The following is a 22,831-nucleotide window of genomic DNA, read 5'->3' as shown; positions in this document are numbered from 1 at the left end:
GCCGAGCTACCACTTACCTAGCTACCTCTTACCTAGCTAGCTGATGGACATCAACGAACTGACCTAAACGATCCGGTCCTGAGTGACGCCGTCTTCCTGATCGAAATCGTCATCGTCGTCATCATCTAATTCGTCATCAGATGCGTTTGCAGCCGATCCTGTGGAGTCAGCACCAATACGGCGGCGAGCCATCAGGGCCAACGCAACCAGCAAACCCACAGCCACTAGCGCAAACGCCACAATGCTCCAAGGGAACGGTTCGGAGGCGTCATCCGTGGCTGTCTCAGGTCCTGGAGAACCCGGTGCAGCAGTCCCAGCAACGGCGCCGTCGCCACTAGGTGCGGTAGCCGCCGTCGTACCTGAACCATCTGCCGCTGGTGAGCCGGCCTTTGCCGTGAACGTGAAATTTTCCTGAGTCCGGTGAGCGTCTGAGCTGACAATGTCCGCAAGGACCGTGTACTTACCGGCGGGGGCACCGGCCTTGAGTTTCTGTGTGACCACGTTGTCCACGATTGTGGGAGCACCGTCAGACCAGTTGGTTCCGCTCGCATCTTTCACCTGAACGATGGGATTGATGCCTTGGGGATTTTCGCTATAGGTGACGGTGACCTGGGAAGGAACCACGGCCACGGTGGAATCTTTACTGGGAGATGTTCCCACCACCGAGTCGTGGGCCGAGGCAGCAGCAACACCCAAGGATCCCAAACCGGCCACTAGCAACAAGGCCCCAAGCCAGCGCATCACCACCCTGCTCGAAGGTAAAAATGGCAGCCGTCGGGCACTCATCACGCTAGATCTCCTTGTATTTACGGGTGTTGCCTTAGTTACACACTAAGCTCTTTTGGACTCAGCCCAGCGCCGAAGCGAATATGATTTGACTCATCACCCCTAGTTCCCGGAGGCACAAGCATGCTCAAGCAGGGATCGGCACTGGACCGATACTTCAAGATTTCGGAGCGCGGCTCCAATTTTTCACGCGAAATCCGTGGTGGTTTCGCAACGTTCTTCGCCATGAGCTACATCGTGGTGCTGAACCCCCTGATCCTCGCGGGCAAAGACTCGAGCGGTCAGGTTTTGGGCTTCACCGCCGTAGCGGCTGTCACCGCACTGGTGGCCGGTGTTTTGACCATTCTGATGGGCGCATGGGCCAAACACCCCTTCGCTTTGGCTACCGGCTTGGGCGTGAACGCTTTTGTAGCGGTCACTGTATCAACCCACCCCGGCCTGACCTGGCCGGACATGATGGGCCTCGTTGTCCTCTCCGGTGTGACCATGCTGATTCTGGTTCTGACCGGTTTCCGCACCGCAGTTTTCAAGGCCGTACCTGAGGGACTCAAGACCGCAATTGTTGTGGGCATTGGTCTGTTTATCGCTTTGATCGGCTTGGTGAACGCTGGCTTTGTTCGGCGTATCCCTGACGTTGCTGGCACCACCGTTCCGGTTGGTTTGGGTTTTGACGGCAAGCTGATGGGCTGGCCCACGTTGGTCTTCGTCTTTGGCCTAATCCTGACCATCGCTTTGGTGGTTCGCAAGGTTAAGGGCGCAATCCTGATCGGTATCATCGCCTCCACTGTTCTGTCCGTGATCCTCGAATTCACCCTGCACATCGGTCCCAGCTTCGACGGCAAGACCACCAACCCTCAGGGCTGGTCCCTAGTGGCCCCCAAGTTCACAGCTTGGACCGCACCGGACTTGAGTCTGATTGGTAAGGCCAACCCCTTCGGCGCCTTTGAGCACCTCGGTTTTGTTGCAGCAGCACTGCTGGCGTTTGTGATCCTGTTGTCGATTTTCTTTGACGCCATGGGAACCATGGTTGGCCTGGCTACCGAGGCTGGCACCATTGATAAGGATGGCAACATCCCCAACGTTGATCGGGTACTCCAGATTGACGCTTTGGGCGCAATCGTTGGTGGTGGCGCTTCGGTGTCCTCCAACCAGATCTATGTCGAATCCGGCGCCGGCATTGGCGAAGGTGCACGTACCGGTTTGGCCTCTGTGGTCACCGGCCTGTTGTTCCTTGTGGCTATGTTCTTTACCCCGCTGATCAACTTGGTGCCGTTCGAGGCTGTGGCGCCGGCGCTCGTCGTCGTTGGTTTTATGATGGTTTCCCAGGTGGGACGCATCGACTGGAGCGACTGGGGCATAGCCATTCCGGCGTTCCTGACCTTCACCCTGATGCCGTTCACCTACTCGATCGCTAACGGTCTGGGTGCCGGTTTCATCGCCTTTGTGCTGATCCGCACGTTCCAGGGCCGCGCACGCGAAATTCACCCATTGATGTGGACCGTGGCTGCCGCGTTCTTGATCTTCTTTGGAATTGGCCCGATCGAGCAAATGCTGGGCATCAACTAATTTCCCTCCGTCGAGTTGGCACTTCGCGTGGGTGTTTCACCGAAACATCCACGCGAAGTGCCAACTCGACGCGTTTAAAAGGCCAGCAGCACCTTTGAGGACACCGAAGCGTCCGCCGCGACGGTGAACGCCTCCACAGCATCGGCGGCGGGAACCACATGCGTGACGATCCCGTCCGTGCGAAGCGAACCGTCACCCAGCGCATCGAGCACCGCATTGAACTCCCCCGCAAACCGGAACGAGCCAGTGAGCGTAAGCTCCCGCGTAATGGCCGTAGCCATGGGGACCTCAATGTTTCCGGCCCGCTGCAACCCCAACATCACCACAGTCCCGCCTCGCACTGCCGCGGAGATCGCGGCCGTCAGTCCCGGCACAGTACCGCTGGATTCAATGACGACGTCGGCAAAGAGGGCGGCGATCGAGTCACCGTCGCGAGCGTCTAGAGTCCTAGCCCCGAGCTTTTCGGCAATACCGCGCGGCACATCAAAAAGATCCGTGGCAATAACCTCAGCAGCACCGTGTTGAAGTGCAGCGGCGATCACCAACTGCCCAATGGGACCTGCACCAATGACTGCAACGCGCTTGCCACGAATATCCCCTGCGCGCTCAAGGCCATGCCACGCGACGGCGGCCGGTTCGGCGAGCGCGGCCGCTTCCAAAGAAACGCCCTCCGGTACCACATGGAGCATCCTTGCCGGCAGGGCAACCCGCTGCGCGAAGGCACCCTGGGTGTGCGGCAAGTGCATGGCCGAACCCAAGTACGTTGAGGCTGGTGCCAAGTTGGGGCGGTCCTCCGGGTAGGGAGTGACCCCGTCTCCGCACGCTGTGAGTGGGTGAGCCGCAACGCGCGTGCCAACCGCTGGGCCGGATCCATCCGTTGCAGCCTGCAGCACCGTACCGGAGATTTCATGGCCCAGAATCATGGGTTCGCGCAGTATCGAGTCCCCCGCGGCACCGTGTTTCCAGTAGTGCAAGTCGGAGCCGCACACCCCACCAAAGGCGATCTTCACCACCGCTTCATTCGCCGCGGGGACGGGCTCGGGCAGCTGCTCAACCCGCAAATCCCCTGCCGCGTGGGCCACCACACCTAGGTTCTGACTCATGCTCGAATGCTTCCCTTCACCGTGTTGAATTCCGGACTTAGACAACAGCCGTCATGCCCCCGTCAACGAACAATGTTTGCCCGTTGACGAAGTCACTGGCCGAGCTGGCCAAGAAAACCAAGGCACCCACCAAGTCCTTGGTGTCTCCCCAGCGGGCAGCTGGTGTGCGGCCACGGACCCACTCGGAAAACTCTTCATCTGCCACCAACGCCTTGGTCAGCTCGGTGGCAAAGTAGCCGGGGGCAATAGCATTTGCCTGGATGCCGTGCGGGGCCAGATCCGCGCAGAGCCCCTTGGTCAGCATCACGATGGCACCCTTGGTGGCCGAGTACGGCGCGATTCCGGGTCTGGCAAGCTGGCTTTGAACACTGCCAATCTGGATGATCTTCCCGCTGCCACGCTCCACCATTCCGCGGCTGACGCGCCGGGAAAGGTAGAACGCGCTCGAGAGGTTAGTGGCCAGAAGGTCATCCCAATCCTGGTTGGTGAACTCACCAATCTCGGCCCGGCGTTGGATCCCAGCGTTGTTCACCAAGATGTTCAGGGCACCGTGCTCGGCTTCAATAGCAGCAATACCGGAGTCGACGGCGGCAGGATCGGTGACATCGAACGTGACACTGTGCGCGGGCGAACCGGTGGCCTGCTCAATGTCAGCAGCCGCCTTAGCTGCCTTGCCGGCGTCGCGCCCGTGAACGATCACTGTGGCGCCGGCGGCGGCGAGCCCCTCGGCGAGAGTGCGTCCAATGCCCTGGCTCGAGCCGGTGACCAGTGCAACCTGGCCGGCCAGGCTGAAGGCGTTGATTCCAGGGATACTGCTCATGCGTCGACCTTGATCAGTTGTTGGGTTGAGGCTTCTACGCCGTCCCCCGTTTCATTGCGGGAGACCTTGACTGCATCATCGGTACGGCACAGATCGCGGCGCAATGTTTCCGGCACCAAGAACGTGGAGCAGGTGGTGATGATGGCGAGTGTTGCCATGTATACGGCCAAGAGGATCCAGTTACCGTGGCTGACAGCGATGATGTAGGAGCCGAGGACGCCGGCTAGGCCACCGGCTAGGACTGCTGAGATTTCGCGGGCCATGGCCACACCCAGGTAGCGGTGCTTGTTGCCGAACATTTCCGGGATCATGGCGCACTGCGGGCCGAGCATGGTGTTCACGGCGATGCCGATGCCCACTGCAATCACAATGACAGCCACAATGTGGTTACCCAAGGACAAGAGCCACCAAGCCGGGAAGGAGTACAGGAGCATAAAAACGGCTCCGGCGCGGTACACCGTGCGGCGGCCTACGCGGTCTGAAATAGCTCCGGCGAGTGGCACCGTGAACACGCCAATAAGAGAACCGAGGCTCACTCCCCAAGCCAGCAAGCCCTTGTCCGCGTCCTTACCTACTACGGAAACGAAGAATGCGAGTGAGAGAGTCTGGAACATGTAGGAGCCGCCGTTTTCGGCCATCCGCAGACCGATGCCAACAACAACGCCCGGTAATCCCTTGGTGAAGATTTCCTTCACCGGGCGGTCTTGGATCTGTTCGCTCTTTTCGAGGGCCACAAAGGTGGGCGTTTCACGGAGTTTGGAGCGGATCACGAGCGCCACAATGATCAGCACAAAGGAGAGCATAAACGGAACACGCCAGCCCCAGCTCAGCAGCTGATCCTTGGGGAGCAGGGAGATGAGGCTGAACACCAAACCTGCCAGCAATGTGCCGGCCTGGATACCAATAAACGGCAGGGCTGCGAAGAATCCGCGGCGTTTGACCGGCGCGTATTCGGCCATCAATACAGTGGAACCGGCCTGCTCAGCACCTGCACCGAAGCCCTGGAGTAGGCGAAGGGTGACCAAGAGGACGGGGGCCCAAAGACCTACCGCGTCGTAGGTGGGCAGGAAGCCGATCGCGGTGGAGGCGCCACCCATCAGCAGGATAGTGATGACCAGAACCCATTTGCGGCCGAGCCTGTCACCGAGGCGGCCAAAAACCAACCCGCCAAAGGGCCGTGCCAAAAATCCGACGCCGTACGTGGCGAAGGCGCCAACGGTTGCCATAGCGGGGTCCCCCTGAGGGAAAAACAGCAGGTTAAAAATCAGTGCTGTAGAGAGCCCATAGAGGGCGAAGTCGAAGTATTCGAGGGCGCTGCCGATGCTCGAGGCGAGGGTGGCGCGCTGCAGATTTTTGGCGTAGTCCGGGTCGGAGGCGCCTGGGTTCTGGACCGGTTCCTTCTTGGTCACTGCAATCTCCTTTGATTGGCTGGAACAGCGTTGCCGGCGCAGTGCTCTGCTCCGACTCTGAAGCGACACTATCAACCCTTTGAACTCTGTTCAATACTTTGAACAGATTATTTCTGGCGCGAAGGGTAATACGAGCCCCCGCCGCCGAGCTGGCAGTTAACGCGGGTGTTTCTCGAAAACATCCGCGTTAACTGCCAACTCGGCGGCGCTACTGGGCCGGAGCGAAATGGGCGGACGCAACAAGAAAGGACGCGATGCCGGTGAATCGGCATCACGTCCTTTGTGAGTAGAACTACTTGCGCGCGGTAGCCCCCAGCGGGTTGGTCAGCAAGCGCGCCGCCTCGAGCAGCGCCGAAGCAACGCGGTGAACGTGTTCCTTGGTGGCACGTGCCTCTTGGATGGCCACGCCCAGCGCCAGTTGCGGATCCCCGGGAGCCCAGGCTTCCAGCGGCACGGCAACACCAACAAGACCCTGCATGCCTTCGCCAGGATCCAAGGTCCACCCGCGTTCGCGCGCCACAGCAAGCCGCCCCAACAGCTCCGGCAGGTCCTTCACACCGTGCGGGGAGGTGCGCGGGAACGGAACCTGGTTGGCCATAATTTCAGTCACTTGCGCATCGTCAAGCATCATCAGCAGCGCGTTGCCCGTGGCACTGAAGGCCGCGTGAATGCGGGAGCCTAGCGGCGTACCAAAGCGCACCGTGCGGGAACCCTCGTGACGTGCTAAGTACAGCGCGTCGTGATCGTCCAGCATGGCAACCTGCACCACCTCATGCCGCAGCACAGGTGAAGCCTCGCACACCGAGTAGAACTCGCGGATCTGGTTGAACTGCGCCGCGTAAGCTCCGCCAAGTTCCGCGTTCCGGCGGCCCAGTTGGTACCCGGTAGGCACCCGCTGGATCATACTGCCCTCTTCAAGCGCAAGGCACAGATTCATGGTTGAGGACTTGGCGAGCCCTAACGCCGTCGCAATTTCCGTTAGTGTCAGCGGGCCAGCTGCGGCTGCCAGAATGCCTAAAATTTTGAGGCTTCGGCTCACTGCCGGTGCCGGATCGCGCGTGGTGCGCTCTTCGACGTCGGCTCCCGTGGACTCAGGCATGGACGCTCTCCCTCGCTTTATGCTCATTGACTGCGGGGTCTTAGTAGAACTCCACAGTGTTGACCACATTACGCAATGGTTTGCCATCCAGCAGACGGCCAGCGTTGTCAGCGAAGAGCCGAGCAATACGTTCTTCTTCTTTGGAACTAAGCGCGGCGGTGTGCGGGCTGACCAATACATCATCCCGGCTCCACAGGGGCGACTCGGCAGGCAGTGGCTCAACTTCAAAAACATCAAGAGCGGCAAAGGACACCCGGCCGCTGTCCAGGGCCACGAGCAGCGCCTCTTCGTCGATCACCGTGCCACGGCCAACATTTGCCACAATCGCGCCTGGTTTGATGTTGCCAAGCACCTCTGCGCCCACCAGGTGATGCGTCTGCTCGGTCCCAGGTAGGGTCACCACCAGCGCATCGGCTTCAGCAGCAGCCGTGGCCAGCTCCTCAACCGGAATCAGCCGGTCAACACCTTCCACCGGCTCACCACTGCGCGTGGTTCCCCACACCGTGGCACCAAGCGCTTTGAAGCGGCGGGCACACTCAGCACCGATTCCGCCGAGGCCAACCACCAGGACTGTCATCTCATCGAGCTGTTTCATTTCCCAGCGGTCGGTCCATTCCTTGGCGCGCTGCTGTGCCAGGAGACGTGGCAGAGACTTAGCGCCAGCGAGGACGCCGAAAAGGGCGAATTCGGCGAGCGTCCCACCATGGACACCGGCCGACGTCGTAAACGCCACGCGCTCTAGCGCTTCAGCGCCCAGCCCGGCCGCCTTTACTTGACCGCCACCACCCGCAGCCGTGGTGTGGACCCAGCGGAGCTTAGGATTCGCAGCAACGGTGCGGGCGAGGGCAGCAGGTTCAACGTCGGGGATGCCAAAAAGGAAGTCTGCCGAGTCAACCAAGGACTCGAAGGTTTCCTGCTGTTGAGGCGTCCGGTGATGTTCAGGATCGCCGGACCAGTCCGCCGCCCCACGCATAGGGTGGTAGAGGCTGTGATCGCGGATGACTTCCAGGCGCGGTTCCAAAGTTTCAATGATTTGGCAGAGCTCTTCGGTGAGCGGTACTGCGACGACGGCGCGTGCTTTGGCAGACATGGGTTCCCCTTCTTTGCGGCTGTCTTGGGCCCACCTTCGGAACTGCACGCTGTTGCGCTGCAGCCAAAACGAAGTTGAGCAACTTCTCCAAGCCTAGCCGGAATTCAATATATTGAACACTGTTCCAAATATTGTCTTTGATCTAGTCTGGTTATATGACCAATTCAGCACTTGGAATGATCGGCTTGGGCGCAATGGGTGCCCCCATGGCCCACCACCTGCTCGCAAAGCACGGGACCCTGACCATCACCGGACGACGCCCGCAGCCGGAACTCGTGAACTCCGGCGCCACCTGGGTCAACACCGCACGCGAACTTGCCGCCAACGTTGACGCAGTACTGCTTATGTTGCCAGATCTCCCCCAGCTCGAGGAAGTGCTGTCCGGAGAACAGGGCTTATTGGCTGGCGTAAGAGACACCGGACTGTTGTTGATGATCGGCTCCACAAGCTCCGCCACTGGCGTCCGGGAACTTGCCGAGCGCCTCGCTACGGAGAGCAACGGCTTGGTTCGTGTGGTGGACTGTCCAGTTTCCGGCGGCGAAGATGGGGCTAACGCCGGAACCCTTTCGGTGATGGTCGGCGGAGAAAAGGACGACGCCGACCTTGCCGCCACGCTGCTTGCACCATGCGGAAACCCGGTCCACCTAGGCCCACTCGGCGCCGGGCAAGTAGCCAAAGCTTGCAATCAAATGGTGGTCTCGGCAACGATCCTGGCTCTGGGTGAAGCCACGGTTCTGGCCGACCGCTCCGGGATTGACCTCGAAAAAATGTGGGACCTGCTCTCTGGCGGCTACGCGGGCTCGCGCCTCTTGGACTCCCGCAAGGACAAACTGGTCAGCGGTGACGATTCGCCGTCCGGCATGGCCAAATACATGGTCAAAGACCTCGCCTCCGCGGCCGAGATTGCCGAGGCCACGGGCACCAACACGGCCCTGCTGCCCACCCTGCGCGCGGCGTTTGATGAGATCGTGGCGTCCGGGCTGGGCGATCAGGACATCGCCGTGAGCCGCCGCTTCGTCGCGGAGCGCTAATCACGGCGGACTGTCATTCGCTGCCTGTCCGGAATTCCGGACAGGCAGCGAACCCAGACTCTAGCTTTTGACGGGGCTCTGCGCTGAGCTAGAAGTATGGAACTTTCCGCGCCCACAGTAGACACTCCCCCGCAGCCATGGACTGGCCGCTTCGACGGCGACACCCCCGAGCATCGCCGCTGGTGGCAGGCCGTTGAGCCGCTGGCTTCTGCAGTAGATAACGCGCCGGGCCGCCCCGCCGTGCTCTTGGGCTTTGCGTCCGACGCCGGTGTGGCCAGGAACAAGGGCCGCGTGGGTGCCGCGAAGGGACCGGCCGCCATTCGCACCGCGTTGGGGCCACTCGCCTTCCACTTAGACCGGATGGTTTTCGATGCCGGTGACGTCACCGTTGAGGGTGACAAGCTGGAACCCGGTCAGGAGCGCCTTGGCTCGGCCGTTACGCCGTTGATTGATGCGGGCGCCCTCACCGGGGTGCTGGGCGGCGGGCATGAGACCGCTTTTGCCAGCTACCTTGGCGTTGCTCAAAGCCACGCGGTTCAGGATGGTCTACGCCTTGGTGTTTTGAACCTTGACGCGCACTTTGATCTGCGCAGCTACGACCCCGCCCATGGTGGGACCCGCAGCTCGGGTACGCCGTTCCTCCAGATGGCCCACGCGGAAGCCGCCGAGGGACGCAAACTCAACTACGCCGTCGTCGGTATTTCTGAGCCGAATAACACCCGCGCCCTTTTTGAGACGGCTGAGGAATTAGACGTTAAATTCCTGCTGGACGAAGACTGCAGCCCTGCGGCCACGGAAGAATTTGTGGCAGCATTTTTGGCCGGAATTGACGTGCTCTATCTGACCATTGACCTGGACGTTTTGCCGGCCGCAGTGGCCCCTGCGGTGAGCGCGCCGGCCGCTCATGGCGTCCCGCTAGCGATTATCTCCGCCGTGTGCCGGCAGGTCGCGGCCAGCGGGAAGCTCCTGCACTTTGATGTGGCCGAGCTGAATCCGGAATTTGATGTAGACAGCCGGACCGCCAAAGTGGCAGCCCGGCTGGTCAATACCCTGATCCGTTAAGAGCGTCACCCCTAAACGGACAATTCACCCCATCATTTTGCGGGGAATTGTCCGTTTAGGGGTGAAGGGTCAGTTCAGAAGTCCGACGGCGGACTCGGCTGCCGCTTTTACCTCACCAGTGAGCAACAGTTCGTAAGCCGCTTCGAGTTCCGGAGACAGGAACCTGTCCACGCCCGGCCCGTCCACCGACGCGCGAAGTACCTCAAGCACTGCCGCGCCGGCAGGGCCTGGGGTGAGTTCGCCGTCGGACAATTGCGTGCGAATGTCGATGGCACGCGTAGACGTCACCAGCTCAATGGCCAACACACGACGCAAGTTCTCCACCGCACGGCGAAGCTTCCGGGCAGCGTGCCAACCCATCGACACGTGATCCTCTTGCATTGCAGAGCTGGGGATCGAGTCCACCGACGCGGGAACGGCGAGGCGCTTGTTGTCTGAGACCAAACCGGCCTGCGTGTACTGGGCGATCATCAGGCCCGAGTCCACACCCGGATCCCCGGCCAAGAACGCCGGCAGTCCATGCGAGCGGGCAGGGTCCAGCATGCGGTCGGTGCGGCGCTCGGCAATTGAGGATAGGTCCGCCACGGCAATGGCCAAGAAGTCTAGGACGTAGGCCACGGGGGCGCCGTGGAAATTACCGTTTGAGGACACCCGGCCGTCTTCAAGGACCACAGGGTTGTCGATTGCTGCGGCCAGTTCCCGAGTAGCCACCATCTCGGCGTGGGCAACGGTGTCCCGCACGGCGCCAGCAACTTGGGGGGCGCAACGCAGCGAGTAGGCGTCCTGAACTCGCGAATCCCCCACCTTGTGTGAGGCAACAATTGGCGAATCGGAGAGCACGCGCAGCATGTTCTCGGCACTTGCGGCCTGGCCCGGGTGCGGGCGCAGTGCGGCATGCAACTCAGGCAAAAACACCTGATCAGTGCCCAGCAGCGCCTCAACACTCAACGCGGCGGTGATGTCAGCGGTGGTGAGCAATTCACGAATGTCCGCGAGCGCCATAAACAACATTCCCAACATGCCGTCGGTGCCGTTGATGAGCGCGAGGCCTTCCTTTTCGGCGAGGGTCACCGGCTCAATACCGTGGGCTGCCAGAAGCTCAGCAACTGGTGACTCGCCGCGTCCACCGTACGTGACGCCGTCGGGCCCTTCCGCCTGACCTTCACCCATAACCACCATGGCGCAGTGTGAAAGCGGCGCCAGGTCACCGGAGCAACCGAGCGAGCCGAACTCACGGACTACCGGGGTGATGCCTGCGTTCAGGACGTCAATCATGGTTTGCAGGACCACCGGGCGGACACCCGTGCGGCCGGATGCGAGAGTTTTGGCGCGCAAGAACATCAGCGCACGCACTACTTCGCGCTCTACGGCCGGGCCCATACCCGCTGCGTGGCTGCGGATCAGCGACTTCTGCAGCTGGGTGCGCTGCTCGGTGGGGATGTGCCGGTTGGCGAGTGCCCCAAAACCGGTGGAAATGCCATAGGCGGGGGTGTCACTGTGCGCGAGGGAGTCGATGTGCGCGCGGACGCGGGCAACATTCTTCAAAGCCTCGTCAGCGATGGTGATGTGCGCATTGTGACGCGCAACGGCGAGGACATCTTCAGCCGTGACTCCGCTCGATCCGAGGGTGACGGTGAGTTGGTTTTTGGTAACAGTCATGGCTAGTTGCCTTCCATCATGGGGATACGGACGCCACGTTCTTTGGCGACCTCGACGGCGCGGTCATAGCCGGCGTCTACGTGGCGGATGACTCCCATTCCGGGGTCATTGGTGAGCAGGCGCTCAAGTTTTTGGGCTGCAAGGTCGGTTCCATCTGCTACCGAGACCTGTCCTGCGTGGATGGACCGGCCAATCCCCACACCACCTCCGTGGTGCAGCGAAACCCAGGTGGCACCCGAGGCCGTGTTCAGTAAAGCGTTGAGCATGGGCCAGTCAGCGATCGCGTCTGAACCGTCCGTCATAGCCTCGGTCTCGCGGTAGGGGGAAGCTACCGAGCCGGAGTCCAAGTGGTCGCGGCCAATCACAATCGGGGCTTTGACCTTGCCGTCCTTGACTAACTGGTTGAACATGAGGCCAGCCTTAGCGCGCTCACCGTATCCCAACCAGCAAATACGTGCCGGTAGGCCCTCAAATTCAACGCGCTCAGCTGCGGCATCAAGCCACTTGTGGAGGTGTTTGTTCTCCGGGAAGAGCTCTTTGATGGCCGCGTCAGTGACTGCGATATCCTCAGGATCTCCGGAGAGTGCCACCCAACGGAACGGGCCCAAACCTTCGCAGAACAGGGGGCGAATGTAGGCCGGGACAAAGCCTGGGAATTCGAAGGCGCGGTCGTAGCCGCCCTTGCGTGCTTCGTCACGGATGGAGTTTCCGTAGTCAAAGACTTCGGCGCCAGCGTCCTGGAAATCAACCATCGCTTCAACGTGGCGGGCCATGGAGCTTTGCGCTTTTTTGGTGAACGTTTCCGGGTCCGCAGCTGCCTCGGACTGCCATTCGTCAACGGTGATGCCCTCAGGGAGGTAGCTGAGTGGATCGTGCGCGGAGGTCTGGTCGGTCACAATGTCCACGGTGATCTCGCCGGCTTTGTGGCGGCGGAGCAGTTCCGGGAACACCTCGGCGGCGTTGCCAACGTAGCCAACGGACCAGCCGCGGCCCTCGTTTTTGGCTGCCTGGACCTTGGCGATGGCGGTGTCCAGATCGGTCTCAACCTCATCCAGGTAGCGCTTGCCAACTCGGCGGCGCAGGCGGGATTCATCCACGTCCACAATCAGGCACGCGCCGTCGTTGAGGCTGACGGCGAGCGGCTGCGCGCCACCCATTCCGCCACAACCGCCGGTTAGGGTCAGGGTTCCGGCCAAGGGACCAGCGTTGGGATCGGCTGGGGTGGGGATGCGGCCGGCCTCACGCAATTTACGTCCGACGGCGGCAAAGGTTTCGTAAGTGCCCTGCAAAATGCCTTGGGTGCCAATGTAGATCCACGAACCGGCTGTCATCTGGCCGTACATCATCAGACCCTCGGCTTCGAGGCGGCGGAATTCGGGCCAGTTGGCCCAGTCGCCCACCAGGTTGGAGTTGGCCAGCAGTACACGTGGGGCCCATTCGTTGGTCCGGAACACGCCTACGGGTTTGCCGGACTGAACCAGAAGTGTCTCGTCAGCTTCCATGGATTCGAGAGTGCGAGTGATGGCGTCAAAGGCGGCCCATGAGCGGACGGCCCGGCCGGTGCCACCGTAGACCACAAGTTCTTCGGGGCGCTCGGCAACTTCTGGGTCCAGGTTGTTCATCAGCATGCGCAGCGGCGCTTCGGTCTGCCAGCTCTTTGCTGTGAGTGTGGTGCCGCGGGGTGCCTTGACCGGACGGGTACCAGTGGTGAAATCGGCGGGTGCCATGATCGGGCTCCTTGCATGAATGGAATGTGGTTGCTTCCAGTCAAGCGTGCCTGTGACTGCGGTAACAGTGAGTTTTACGCCATGGTGTCCGGTATTTCAGACTTACCTCTCAGGATCCGCTAAAACTCGAGCTCATCCGCGGTGACGGTCATCGCCGTCCGGCCCGGCGCAGACTGCCAACTCCAGTACAAGTTGGTGTGCGCAATAACTTCCGCCGGCTTGGGCGCACCCCATTCAGAGAGATCCTCGGTGGTGTGTGCATCACTGACCAGCGTGACGTCATAGCCGCGTGTGAACGCCCCGTGAATGGTTGATCGAATACACGCATCCGTTTGCGCACCGGAAACCACCAAAGTCCCCACACCTTTGGCTCGCAAAACGTCCTCAAGGTTGGTGGCTTCAAAGGAATCACCGTGCAATTTGTGCACCAGCTCTTCGTCATCCCGGCGAGACAACTCGGGAACGTACTCCCACTGCGGACTGTTCAGCGGCAGTTCCTCGGAGCTGTGCTGCACCCAGATCACAGGATTTCCGGCCTCGCGTGCCCGGTCCACCAACACCGCAATACGGCCAATGATCTCATCCCGATCATGGGAGCCGTCCATCACCCCGTTCTGGACGTCGATCACCAAAAGTGCAGTATTTTCCCGGCCCGAAAGTGTGCTCATACCCCCACAATAGGCCTCTAAGCGCGCCGCCCATAGAGGCGAACCGAAAGCTCATCGGCGACCTTTTGTACTTTAGCTGCCACCGGCTCCCACAACTCCGGCGCGAACTTTTCTTCAAGGAACGTCACAGCCACTGCCGCCGTCGGCCATCCCACATGATCGGTGACCACCGCTGCAATCGACCCAAACCCGGGTGTCACTTCGCCGTGTTCGGTGGCGTAACCGCGTTGCCGGACAGTGTCTAGGTGCGCGGAAAGCGCGCTGTACTTGGTGATGGCGCCAGGAACTTCGTGACGTTCCGTAAACGCTTCAGCGCTTGGGTACAGCGCCCTGACCTGCGACTTTGGCAAGGCTGCCAGAATGGCGCGGCCGCTCGCGGTGAGGTGACTGGGGAGCCGCACGCCGACGTCGGTCACTAGCGAAGGCCGGTTTTTGGCGCGTTCTTCAACGATGTAAAGCACGTCCCGTCCGTGCAAAACGGCAAGGTGCGCGCTCTCGCCAATCCCATCCACCAGCCCCGCCAGTAGCGGCCGGCCCAAACGTGAGAGCGGCTCTTGACGCGAATACGCGGAGCTCAACTCGAAAGCGCCGATCCCCAGCCCGTAGCGCCGCTCCTCATGCAGGTGCAGAACAAAGCCGTTTTCCTCCATCACTGCCAAGAGGTGATAGACGCTTGAGCGCGGAATGCCCAGGGTGGTGGCAATGCTCGACGCCGCCATGGGCCCGCGCCTTGAGGCCAACAATTTGAGGATGCGCAGGGTGTTCTCGGCAGCTGGGACTTTCGTCGCGGCTTTTACGGTTTTTGCCGTTTTGGTGCCAGCTGCAGAACCCGGGAGCGTGCTGGGTGGCGGTGATGTTGTCATGGTCCCTCATTGTGCGCATGGATTGCTGCACAAGACTAGCCCACACCACCGCCGCCAACAGTTAGTTGCAGCCGGTTGGTTCCCCCAAATCCAGCTAGCTACTTGGCTGACCAGCCGCCGTCGATCGTGTAACTGGCGCCTGTCACCATCGCGGCAGTATCACTCGCCAACCAGGTAACTAGCGCCGCCACCTCTTCCGGCTCCACCAAACGTTTGATGGCCGATTCAGTGAGCATCACTTGAGCCAAGACTTCAGACTCGGGAATCCCGTGCACCGCAGCCTGGTCCACAATCTGCTTCTCCACCAGCGGGGTGCGCACGTACCCGGGGTTCACGCAGTTTGAGGTGACCCCATGTTCCCCGCCCTCCAGTGCCGTCGCTTTGCTCAGCCCTTCCAGGCCGTGCTTGGCGGAGACATACGCACTTTTGAACGGGGAAGCACGCAGCCCGTGCACGGATGACACGTTGATAATCCGGCCGAATCCCTTGGCATACATGTGTGGCAGCGCTGCGCGGATCAGCAGGAACGGCGCCTCAAGCATCAACCGGTGGATTCTGCGGAAGTCCTCTGGAACAAAGTCCTGAATGGGTGCCACTTTTTGGATGCCGGCGTTGTTGACCAGGATGTCGCAATCCAGCTCCAGCCCTTCCAACGCGGCTGTGTCCAACAAGTCCACAGCCCAAGCGGTACCGCCAATCTCCTCTGCGATGGCCGTGGCCGCTGCCTCGTCTAAATCGGCAACAACAACCTTGGCTCCCGCCGCGGCCAGGGCACGGGCACATGCTGCCCCAATGCCACTGGCCCCGCCGGTAACTAGAGCTTTGCGCCCTTCCAAAGTGGCTCCTTCACTCATGAGTGACGTCCCACCGCACCAGCCACGCTGGAAGGGATCGGTAGCCCGTGACGTTCCGCATCGGCGTCGTCAATGTCCCGCAGAGACACACCACGTGTCTCCTTCAAGGTGAGCACCACCGCTGCAGTAATAATGCAGGCGATCACCAAGTAGATGGCCGTGGGCACCCAGGAGTGCGTGTCCTTGAGCCACTGGGTTGCGAACAGTGGCGCCAAGGAACCGGCGAAGATGGAGGTGACCTGTGAGCCGAGCGAGACGCCCGAGTAACGCATCCGGGTGGGGAAGAGCTCGGACATGATGGCTGGCTGACCGGCGTACATAAATGCGTGGAAAATTAGGCCAATCGTCACACCAAGAACAATGATCACTGCATTTTTGGTGTCGAACATGGGGAAGGCAATAAACGGCCAAATAGCCCCAGTGACTGCACCAATCAGGTACACCGGCTTCCGGCCCCACGAATCGGCCAGACGGCCCACTTGCGGGATCACCAAGAAGTGGATCACGTGGGCAATCAGCAAGGCCAGCAGGAGCTGAGAGGTGTCATATTTGTGGACGGTCTTGAGGTAAACCACCACAAAGCTGACCACCAGGTAATACATAATGTTCTCGGCAAAACGAAGACCCATGGCCTGGAAAACACCCTTGGGGTACTTACGCAATACTTCGCCAACGCCGTAGCTGATCGCCTTTTCCGATTCGACCTGAGCCTTGGCCTCGAGGAAGATCGGTGCCTCGGTGACGTGGGTGCGGATGTAGTAACCCACAAAAACGATCACCGCGGAAAGCCAGAATGCTACGCGCCATCCCCAGCCGAGGAAGGCCTCGCTGCTCAGCATGGTGGACATAATGAACAACACCAAGGTGGCTAGGAGGTTGCCTACGGGAACAGCAGCCTGAGGCCAGCTGGACCAGAACGCGCGTGACTTGTTGGGGCTGTGCTCGGCTACCAGAAGAACCGCACCGCCCCATTCGCCGCCGAGCGCAAAGCCCTGAATAAAGCGCAGCGCCACCAGCATGGCCGGAGCCCAGTAACCGGCCTGAGCGAAGCCGGGCAGGCAGCCCATCAGGAAGGTTGCTGCACCAACAATCACAATGGTCAGCTGAAGGGTGGGTTTGCGGCCCAGCCGGTCACCGATCTGACCGAACACAATGCCACCGAGCGGTCGGGCAATAAAGCCAACGGCGTAGGTGAGGAAGGCGCTGATAATGCCGTCCAGCTCGTTGCCCGTTGCCGGGAAGAAGTACTTTCCAAAAACCAAGGTTGCCGCGGTGGCGTACAAGAAAAATTCGTACCATTCCACAACGGTGCCCACCATAGAGGCGGCGACTACTTTCTTAAGACCAGACTCGGGAACCTGTCCCGTTGCGCCTGCCGTAGCGGCACTGGAGCGCTGATTGACGCCCATGTTTAACTCCTTCGGTGTCCTCATTGACACAAGTCCGGGCCCACTGTGAGCCGCGACACAAATAGCTCCCATGAGTATTCCCGCAGAATGACGGCGGTTCAATGGTCAATTCAGCACTCTCTATGTGCAAAATTGCAGATATGAACGCGAATCCCGATGACCTTTTGGTCCTGCTTGAAGTTTCCCGGAGCGGAAAGTTCACCACAGCCGCACGCACCCTGGGCCTCAACCACACCACAGTGTCCCGGCGAATCGCAGCCTTGGAGAAGTCACTCGGTGGCCGCGTTCTGGCCCGCGCGGCAGGTGGTTGGGAGCTGACCGAGCGCGGGGCTACGGCCGTTGCTGTAGCAGAACAGGTGGAAGCCGCCGTGCGCTCGCTTGGGGACGACGCCGGCGGCGGAACTACCGCGGACCCTGTCACCGGAGTGGTGCGCATGACAGCTACGGACGGCTTTAGTGCCTACATTGCGGCCCCGGCGGTGGCTCGATTGCGCCGCAATCATCCCGGCTTGTCAGTGGAACTGGTGACGGTGACCCGGCGTGCGCTGCAACAACGCAGCGGGCTGGACATTGAAGTGGTGGTGGGTGAACCGCAAGTGCACCGAGCGGAAGCAATCCGCTTGGGCGAATATGTTTTGGGTATGTACGCTTCCCGGGATTATTTGTCCGAGCATGGAATTCCTGCCAGCATCAAAGAAATTTCTGAGCACCAATTGGTTTATTTTGTGGATTCTATGCTGCAGGTGGATGATCTTGACGCACCCAGGCGTTTAGTTCCGGAAATGCGGGACAGCCTGACGTCAACAAATGTTTTTGTGCATGTTGAGGCCACCAGGGCTGGCGCTGGGATCGGGTTTTTGCCGTGTTTTATGGCCGATAGGCACCACGATCTAGTGCGGCTGCTTCCGGAAAAGTTCCACGAAAAGCTTCCGTACTGGATGGTGTTACGGCCAGATTCCATGCGCAGGCCAGCCGTTGCCGCGGTGGCCACAGCGCTCCGAGAAGAGACAGCTGCTTACCACAACGAACTGGCCGGCCAGCGTTTGGACTAGTGGTGGTTAGCGCGGGCTCTTGCGCGGCTTAACGGAGAGAATGTCACTCGCTGCGGCTTTTGCTTTTTTATCAGCGCGTTTTTCGAGGATGGATTTCCCGGTTTTTTTAGCACCAGATCCTGCAGGTATATTTTTAGACATTTTTAGAAACCTTTCTAAGTTATACCTCGGACCATACCCGGTTTATTTAATTTAGCTAGTCCTCATTTATTTTTGCGCCGCCGGGGCATCATCTACACGGACTTTTGCACCACGAGCAAAGTCACGAACTTGCTCGTTATTCCAGATTTGGGCTGGCACTGCACCGCCCAGGAGTTGGCGCCGCAGCTTGGCACCGTCCTCAATGGGGCGGTCGCTGCCGGCGAAAATAATGTTTCCGTAGCGCCGGCCTTTGAGCATGGGCGGGTCTGCGATGAGCGCCGCGTGTGGGAAAACGCTCGCGATGGTTGCTGCTTCTTGGCGAGCATTTTTCAGGTCCGGCGCGTCGCCGCTATTGACCACGTAGAGTCCACCTGGCGCCAAAACGCGTGCTGCGTGTTCGGTAAATTCCCGGGTGGTGAGCAGGTACGGTGTGAAAGCGCCAGCGAAAACGTCCCTAATTATCAGGTCCCGGGAGTCGTCGGTGAGGGTCTCGGTGACCTCGCGCGCCTCGCCCACGCGAATGCGCAGCAGCGGGGCTTTGGGCAGCTTAAACCAGTCACGGACATAGTTGGCCAGTTTGCCGTCCAACTCCACCACCACTTGGCGCGCGTCTGGGTACGCGGAGTGGAAATAGCGTGCCAGCGAGCATGCTCCACCACCCAAATGGAGGGCCCTCAATCGGGCGCCAGGCTCTTGCGGGAACTGCTGATGAACCAACTCTGCGATCCAGCGCATGTACTCAAAACTGAGCTGGAGCGGGTCCGCGAGGTCAATGTGCGAGCTTTGCACCCCATTGATTTTCAGGAGCCACCCGTTGGGGTTGTCGTCATCGGGAACAAGTTCGCAGTCGCCAGTATCCACGTAGTAAACACCAGCAACCGGGCCGTTTTGCGCCACACCTTGGGTCTCAATCACGCCCGCCGATTCGTTGACCCGCAACCGCCCGCGGCGCTCACCGCGCGCCATTACTTAGCACCCCGAACAAGACGAATTTCGGGAAGACTGCGCCATTCAACGGGCAGCACCTGTTTGGTTCCGTCCGGCGCAAAACCGTGCTTGGTATAGAATGCCATGGCCCGTGGGTTGTCCTCGAGGACCCACAAGTACGCGGGCTCGTCCCCAATTGCTGCGTTGAGAAGTTGGGCGCCAAGACCCGTCCCGTAGGCGCTAGCGAGAGTGTAGATGGAATAGAGCTCCAGCTCCCCTGGCCTATCTGCGTCACGCCCCGGACCTGCATCGGCAAAACCCACAATCTTGCCCTGTCCATCGCGCGCGATAATGCGCGGATCATCTAAGCCCGGCAGGGAGCGGCCGTGGCCCGTGTGATAGTTCGCTGTCCCCGCGAGGAAGTCCCGGCGTCGTTCTATCCGCTCCGGGAGTGAGGCGCGGCGTTCGGCGAAAAACTCGGGTGGAAGCACATGGGCGTAGCACTCCTCATGGGCGGCGGTGTGCATGGCAACGAGCTCGTCGGCGTCTGACGCGACGGCCTGTTGCAGCGTAAATTCCATGCAGTTAGTCAATCACGGGCTAAGTACTTCTTGATGCGCCTCAGGTGACGAGTGCCAGTGCGAACCCGTCCCAACCTTTGGAGCCCACGGTTTGGATAACAGTCGCGTCGAGCCGCGGATCCGAGCCCAAGAGCTCCAGTGCGCTTCTAATTCCGGGGGCGTTGACCGGGTCCAAACTGGTGTCCAGCGGCGCGCCCTCCCACACCACGTTATCGAGCACAATGGTGGTGCCGGGGCGGCCGAGTTTGATGGCCCAGTCCAGGTAGTGGCTGTTGTTTTGTTTGTCAGCGTCAATAAATACAAAGTCGAACGGTTCGCCGCCTTCGAGCTCCGGCAGCGAATTCAGCGCCACGCCAACCCGGATTTCCACCCGGTCCCCCAATTCGGCGTTGTCAAGGTTTTTGCGTGCGACGGCGGCATGGTCCGGCGAGTATTCCAACGTCACCAGGGTGCCGTCTTGCGGCAGCCCGCGGGCCATCCAAATGGTGCTAAATCCGGCGAGGGTGCCGATCTCCAGGACCCGCCGGGCGCCGGACATGCGGACGAGTAACTGCAGTAACTTCCCTGCCGTGGGCGCTACCTCTATGGCGGGCATCCCGGCGTCGAGCGCTGACCGCACGGCTTGCTTCAGCGCGGCGTCGGGCTTCACCACCACTTCTGAGAGGAAGTCCTCCATCGCCACCCATGCGGGCTGGGACCGGTGTTCAAATCTGCGACGCTCAGGCATAGTGCCAGTCTGGCACTGGAGCCCGTGGGGCGAAAGAGGCTATTGCTGCTTGTTGGCGTTTTTGGAATCGTCGATCGCTGCCTCGAGGCGTTCAATCTTTGCGTCTAGTTCACCCGAATAGCCGGGGCGGATGTCCGCCTTGATCACCAAGGAAACACGCGAACCGAAGGGGGCAACGGCCTCGGTGGCCGCCTTGACTACGGCGAAAACCTCGTCCCATTCGCCCTCGATCTCGGTGAACATGCTGGTGGTTCGGTTAGGCAGGCCGGACTCGCGGACTACCTTGACGGCGGCGGCCACGGCGTCGTGGACCGAGGCGTCGGCGGACTCGGTGCGGGCGGAATCTTGGGGTGAGCCGGAGGGGGCTACGGAGAAGGCAAGCAACATGGTTTTAGTCTTGCACGGCTGGGTGGGGGTTGTGGATCTGATGGGCCCGAGAGCGAGGGCCACGTGGCGCAAATGTCGCCCGGCTTTGGCCGCCTACGCGAGGGCCTCAAAGAGCATCCGACCCTCGGTTGTCAGGAAAATTCTCCCAGATGACCAATGGGAGGAAGGGCAGTCGGGGTCTTTCCGCTGGCCAAGATCCGAAGGACGTCATGGGCGGCAATACGGTTCTCGTCTTCGAGCTGCGTCCAGGCCTGGTGGGTAGGTGCCTCAAGCGCCCGGTATAGCGCGGCGAACCGTTGACGATCACTGCCACCAAGTTCAGCAACGATTGCGTATGGGTCCTGGATACAAGCGCACAGAACGGCCGCGTCTTCAAGATGCCTACCCTTATCCCTGGAATCGGTCATGTAGGCAGCACCTTTGAGGACGAGGGCACCATGAAGGTTGGGGACGCTGAGTTTCGTTGTTTCTCCCGGGGCCGAAGTGAGCAGCGCATTTACGGTGCGTCGAAGCGCTTGGGTGCCACCCTCGATTTGGAACGGCTCCCTGCCAGCAATTTTGGTGACCATAAGTCCGCCAACTAGGGTCCATTGTTCTGACCGGATTGCTGCTGCCAACTCGAAACACTGCGGCCAAGGAGATGGCCATCCACCGACTGGCATAGCGACGTTCAAAACTTCTCGCTCAGACATTACGGCCAGCTTTCCATTGTTCGAGGATCCTTGCGAGCATGTGTTCACCGGCGGCCCGCTCCCTGGAATTCGAGGACTCCATCAAGTCAACGGCTACGACAACATCCGGGGTGCGGGGAGTTTTGAGGTTGTGCTTCTCGCCGACAATTCGCAAGACGACCTTTCCTTTAGGGTCTTCAACAAGCGATAACCCATCGACGATCAGCGGTGCCGTGTTCTTGTCTAGATAGCCCTCCAGGACGTCGGTGCGTACTTCTGCGAGACCGAAGCGCTCCGCCAGTTCTCCATTTTTGAGCGCGGTAGTTCCTGTGGGGAGGACATAGTCCGCTGCACGTACAACACCGGCCGGCGCCAGACGGTAACGCTTGACCTCGTCCTTGGTGGAGACCGCCGCAGCCAGTTCCGTGGGCGCCATGGTCATGAGTCGTTTCTTGAGGCGGAATCGAGCAGTCGCGTCGATCCAGCGTGGTGTTCCGCCGGTGATGAGGTCCAGGGCAGCCCATGCCGTTTCTGCATTCCAGCTTCGACCGCTCAGTTTGCGCCTGTTGCTATGACGCAGGACAGACGCTCGGTCAACCAAGAGGGCCCGGCCAGCAGTCCCGGCGGGTAGAAGGGTCCCGTCCTTTAAAAGTTTGCGGACCATGGGGCGGGTGACGCCAAGCAACTCCCCAGCTTCTTCAGTGGTCATCCAATCTTCGGCCATGACTAAATGGTATCCCTTGGGTAATCATTATGCATAGGCGTAATGGTTTCTCTAGGAATTCCATTACGTCAGTCAAGGCAGCGAAATGATGCCTACCTTCGACGATTCACCACGGCGGTGGCCTTGGCATGTGACCCTCTTCATCCGCGCACATGGACTGTATGACCGCCCAGCTAAGCATCGGCGTCTTGATCCGCGCCCTCGGGACTGAGGTGTGTCAAGGATCCGGGACAGTTCGTTAGTTTCTTTTTGGTTAGGCAGCAGCGGGTAGCTGCTGGTTTTGGGTCATGAATTTGGCCATGGCCGCAGCTGGTGGCAAGCCGTCATTGTGGGTGTGGGGTCTGTGCCGATTGTAGAAGACCTCGATGTAACGCATCGTTGCCCGCCGTGCGTCTTGCCGGGTGGGGAAGCTGTAGTGGTGGTAGAACTCGTTCTTCAGTGACGAAAAGACAGACTCGGCCACGGAATTGTCCCA

At 60.4% G+C, this 22,831-nt stretch carries 24 protein-coding genes; 4 read left to right on the top strand and 20 right to left on the bottom strand.

The window, feature by feature from the left end:
- Positions 1-63: 63 nt before the first annotated feature.
- On the bottom strand, positions 64-786 hold the full coding sequence (locus ACQQCD_RS05015; protein ID WP_430267322.1) for a copper resistance CopC family protein: 723 nt from the start codon (positions 784-786) through the stop codon (positions 64-66).
- A 123-nt stretch (positions 787-909) separates the two neighbouring features.
- On the opposite strand from ACQQCD_RS05015, the gene ACQQCD_RS05010 reads away from it, so the two are divergent.
- Positions 910-2,352: an NCS2 family permease gene (locus ACQQCD_RS05010; protein ID WP_430267321.1), complete on the top strand. Its 1,443-nt coding sequence runs from the start codon at positions 910-912 to the stop codon at positions 2,350-2,352.
- A 74-nt stretch (positions 2,353-2,426) separates the two neighbouring features.
- Here the strand turns inward: ACQQCD_RS05010 and ACQQCD_RS05005 are convergent, their stop codons facing one another.
- The 5 genes from ACQQCD_RS05005 to ACQQCD_RS04985 form a co-directional block, all read right to left on the bottom strand.
- Positions 2,427-3,455 (bottom strand): alcohol dehydrogenase catalytic domain-containing protein, encoded by a 1,029-nt coding sequence (locus ACQQCD_RS05005; protein WP_430267320.1) that lies wholly within the window; start codon positions 3,453-3,455, stop codon positions 2,427-2,429.
- 37 nt (positions 3,456-3,492) lie between these two features.
- Complete coding sequence (locus ACQQCD_RS05000) at positions 3,493-4,275, bottom strand: SDR family oxidoreductase (RefSeq protein WP_430267319.1); 783 nt, start codon at positions 4,273-4,275, stop codon at positions 3,493-3,495.
- Positions 4,272-5,684: an MFS transporter gene (locus ACQQCD_RS04995; RefSeq protein ID WP_430267318.1), complete on the bottom strand. Its 1,413-nt coding sequence runs from the start codon at positions 5,682-5,684 to the stop codon at positions 4,272-4,274. Before ACQQCD_RS04995 ends, ACQQCD_RS05000 begins: the two co-directional genes overlap by 4 nt.
- Before the next feature lie 292 nt (positions 5,685-5,976).
- Entirely contained in the window at positions 5,977-6,783 is an 807-nt protein-coding gene (locus ACQQCD_RS04990) for an IclR family transcriptional regulator (RefSeq protein ID WP_430267317.1), read from the bottom strand.
- 40 nt (positions 6,784-6,823) lie between these two features.
- Positions 6,824-7,873 carry a D-2-hydroxyacid dehydrogenase gene (locus ACQQCD_RS04985; RefSeq protein ID WP_430267316.1) on the bottom strand — a complete coding sequence of 350 codons (1,050 nt, stop codon included), beginning with the start codon at positions 7,871-7,873 and terminating at the stop codon, positions 6,824-6,826.
- Between the two features lie 155 nt (positions 7,874-8,028).
- Here ACQQCD_RS04985 and ACQQCD_RS04980 point away from each other — a divergent pair, with 155 nt between their 5' ends.
- Entirely contained in the window at positions 8,029-8,904 is an 876-nt protein-coding gene (locus ACQQCD_RS04980) for an NAD(P)-dependent oxidoreductase (protein ID WP_430267315.1), read from the top strand.
- Positions 8,905-9,000: 96 nt separating this feature from the next.
- The gene (gene hutG / locus ACQQCD_RS04975) at positions 9,001-9,966 is read left to right on the top strand and encodes a formimidoylglutamase (protein ID WP_430267314.1); all 966 of its coding nucleotides are present in this window, start codon (positions 9,001-9,003) and stop codon (positions 9,964-9,966) included.
- Positions 9,967-10,035: 69 nt separating this feature from the next.
- Here hutG and hutH read toward each other — a convergent pair whose 3' ends face one another.
- From hutH to ACQQCD_RS04945, 6 genes are all read right to left on the bottom strand, one after another.
- Positions 10,036-11,625, bottom strand: a complete 1,590-nt coding sequence (gene hutH, locus ACQQCD_RS04970) for a histidine ammonia-lyase (RefSeq protein ID WP_430267313.1) — start codon at positions 11,623-11,625, stop codon at positions 10,036-10,038.
- A gap of 2 nt (positions 11,626-11,627) precedes the next feature.
- Positions 11,628-13,352, bottom strand: coding sequence for a urocanate hydratase (hutU, locus tag ACQQCD_RS04965; RefSeq protein WP_430267312.1), 1,725 nt, complete (start codon positions 13,350-13,352; stop codon positions 11,628-11,630).
- 119 nt (positions 13,353-13,471) lie between these two features.
- Entirely contained in the window at positions 13,472-14,020 is a 549-nt protein-coding gene (locus ACQQCD_RS04960; protein ID WP_430267311.1) for a cysteine hydrolase family protein, read from the bottom strand.
- A gap of 17 nt (positions 14,021-14,037) precedes the next feature.
- Positions 14,038-14,883: an IclR family transcriptional regulator gene (locus tag ACQQCD_RS04955; RefSeq protein ID WP_430267310.1), complete on the bottom strand. Its 846-nt coding sequence runs from the start codon at positions 14,881-14,883 to the stop codon at positions 14,038-14,040.
- Positions 14,884-14,981: 98 nt separating this feature from the next.
- Positions 14,982-15,737 (bottom strand): 3-hydroxybutyrate dehydrogenase, encoded by a 756-nt coding sequence (locus ACQQCD_RS04950; RefSeq protein ID WP_430267309.1) that lies wholly within the window; start codon positions 15,735-15,737, stop codon positions 14,982-14,984.
- Positions 15,734-17,146: an MFS transporter gene (locus tag ACQQCD_RS04945; RefSeq protein ID WP_430267308.1), complete on the bottom strand. Its 1,413-nt coding sequence runs from the start codon at positions 17,144-17,146 to the stop codon at positions 15,734-15,736. The genes ACQQCD_RS04950 and ACQQCD_RS04945 overlap by 4 nt, the downstream gene beginning before the upstream one ends.
- Before the next feature lie 140 nt (positions 17,147-17,286).
- Between ACQQCD_RS04945 and ACQQCD_RS04940 the strand changes: the two genes are divergently transcribed.
- Positions 17,287-18,198, top strand: coding sequence for a LysR family transcriptional regulator (locus ACQQCD_RS04940; RefSeq protein WP_430267307.1), 912 nt, complete (start codon positions 17,287-17,289; stop codon positions 18,196-18,198).
- A 6-nt stretch (positions 18,199-18,204) separates the two neighbouring features.
- Here ACQQCD_RS04940 and ACQQCD_RS04935 read toward each other — a convergent pair whose 3' ends face one another.
- The 8 genes from ACQQCD_RS04935 to ACQQCD_RS04900 all read right to left on the bottom strand — a co-directional run.
- A complete protein-coding gene (locus tag ACQQCD_RS04935) occupies positions 18,205-18,339 on the bottom strand; it encodes a hypothetical protein (RefSeq protein ID WP_430267306.1) in 135 nt (44 codons plus the stop codon).
- Between the two features lie 66 nt (positions 18,340-18,405).
- On the bottom strand, positions 18,406-19,305 hold the full coding sequence (locus tag ACQQCD_RS04930; protein WP_430267305.1) for a spermidine synthase: 900 nt from the start codon (positions 19,303-19,305) through the stop codon (positions 18,406-18,408).
- The gene (locus ACQQCD_RS04925; protein WP_430267304.1) at positions 19,305-19,847 is read right to left on the bottom strand and encodes an N-acetyltransferase family protein; all 543 of its coding nucleotides are present in this window, start codon (positions 19,845-19,847) and stop codon (positions 19,305-19,307) included. The genes ACQQCD_RS04930 and ACQQCD_RS04925 overlap by 1 nt, the downstream gene beginning before the upstream one ends.
- 40 nt (positions 19,848-19,887) lie before the next feature.
- On the bottom strand, positions 19,888-20,574 hold the full coding sequence (locus ACQQCD_RS04920; protein ID WP_430267303.1) for an O-methyltransferase: 687 nt from the start codon (positions 20,572-20,574) through the stop codon (positions 19,888-19,890).
- 39 nt (positions 20,575-20,613) lie between these two features.
- Positions 20,614-20,961, bottom strand: coding sequence for a thiamine-binding protein (locus ACQQCD_RS04915; RefSeq protein WP_430267302.1), 348 nt, complete (start codon positions 20,959-20,961; stop codon positions 20,614-20,616).
- Between the two features lie 131 nt (positions 20,962-21,092).
- The gene (locus tag ACQQCD_RS04910; protein ID WP_430267301.1) at positions 21,093-21,578 is read right to left on the bottom strand and encodes a hypothetical protein; all 486 of its coding nucleotides are present in this window, start codon (positions 21,576-21,578) and stop codon (positions 21,093-21,095) included.
- Positions 21,579-21,645: 67 nt separating this feature from the next.
- Positions 21,646-22,356, bottom strand: a complete 711-nt coding sequence (locus tag ACQQCD_RS04905; RefSeq protein WP_430267300.1) for a helix-turn-helix domain-containing protein — start codon at positions 22,354-22,356, stop codon at positions 21,646-21,648.
- Between the two features lie 253 nt (positions 22,357-22,609).
- Positions 22,610-22,831, bottom strand: a 222-nt coding sequence (locus ACQQCD_RS04900; protein WP_430267299.1) for an integrase core domain-containing protein, incomplete at its 5' end; no start/stop codon positions are given.

It is taken from the genome of Pseudarthrobacter sp. J1763 (assembly GCF_050490295.1).
Taxonomy (GTDB): domain Bacteria; phylum Actinomycetota; class Actinomycetes; order Actinomycetales; family Micrococcaceae; genus JBNPEO01.
The sequence above is the reverse complement of the archived record's forward strand: the minus strand, read 5'-3'. Positions and strand labels throughout refer to the sequence as shown.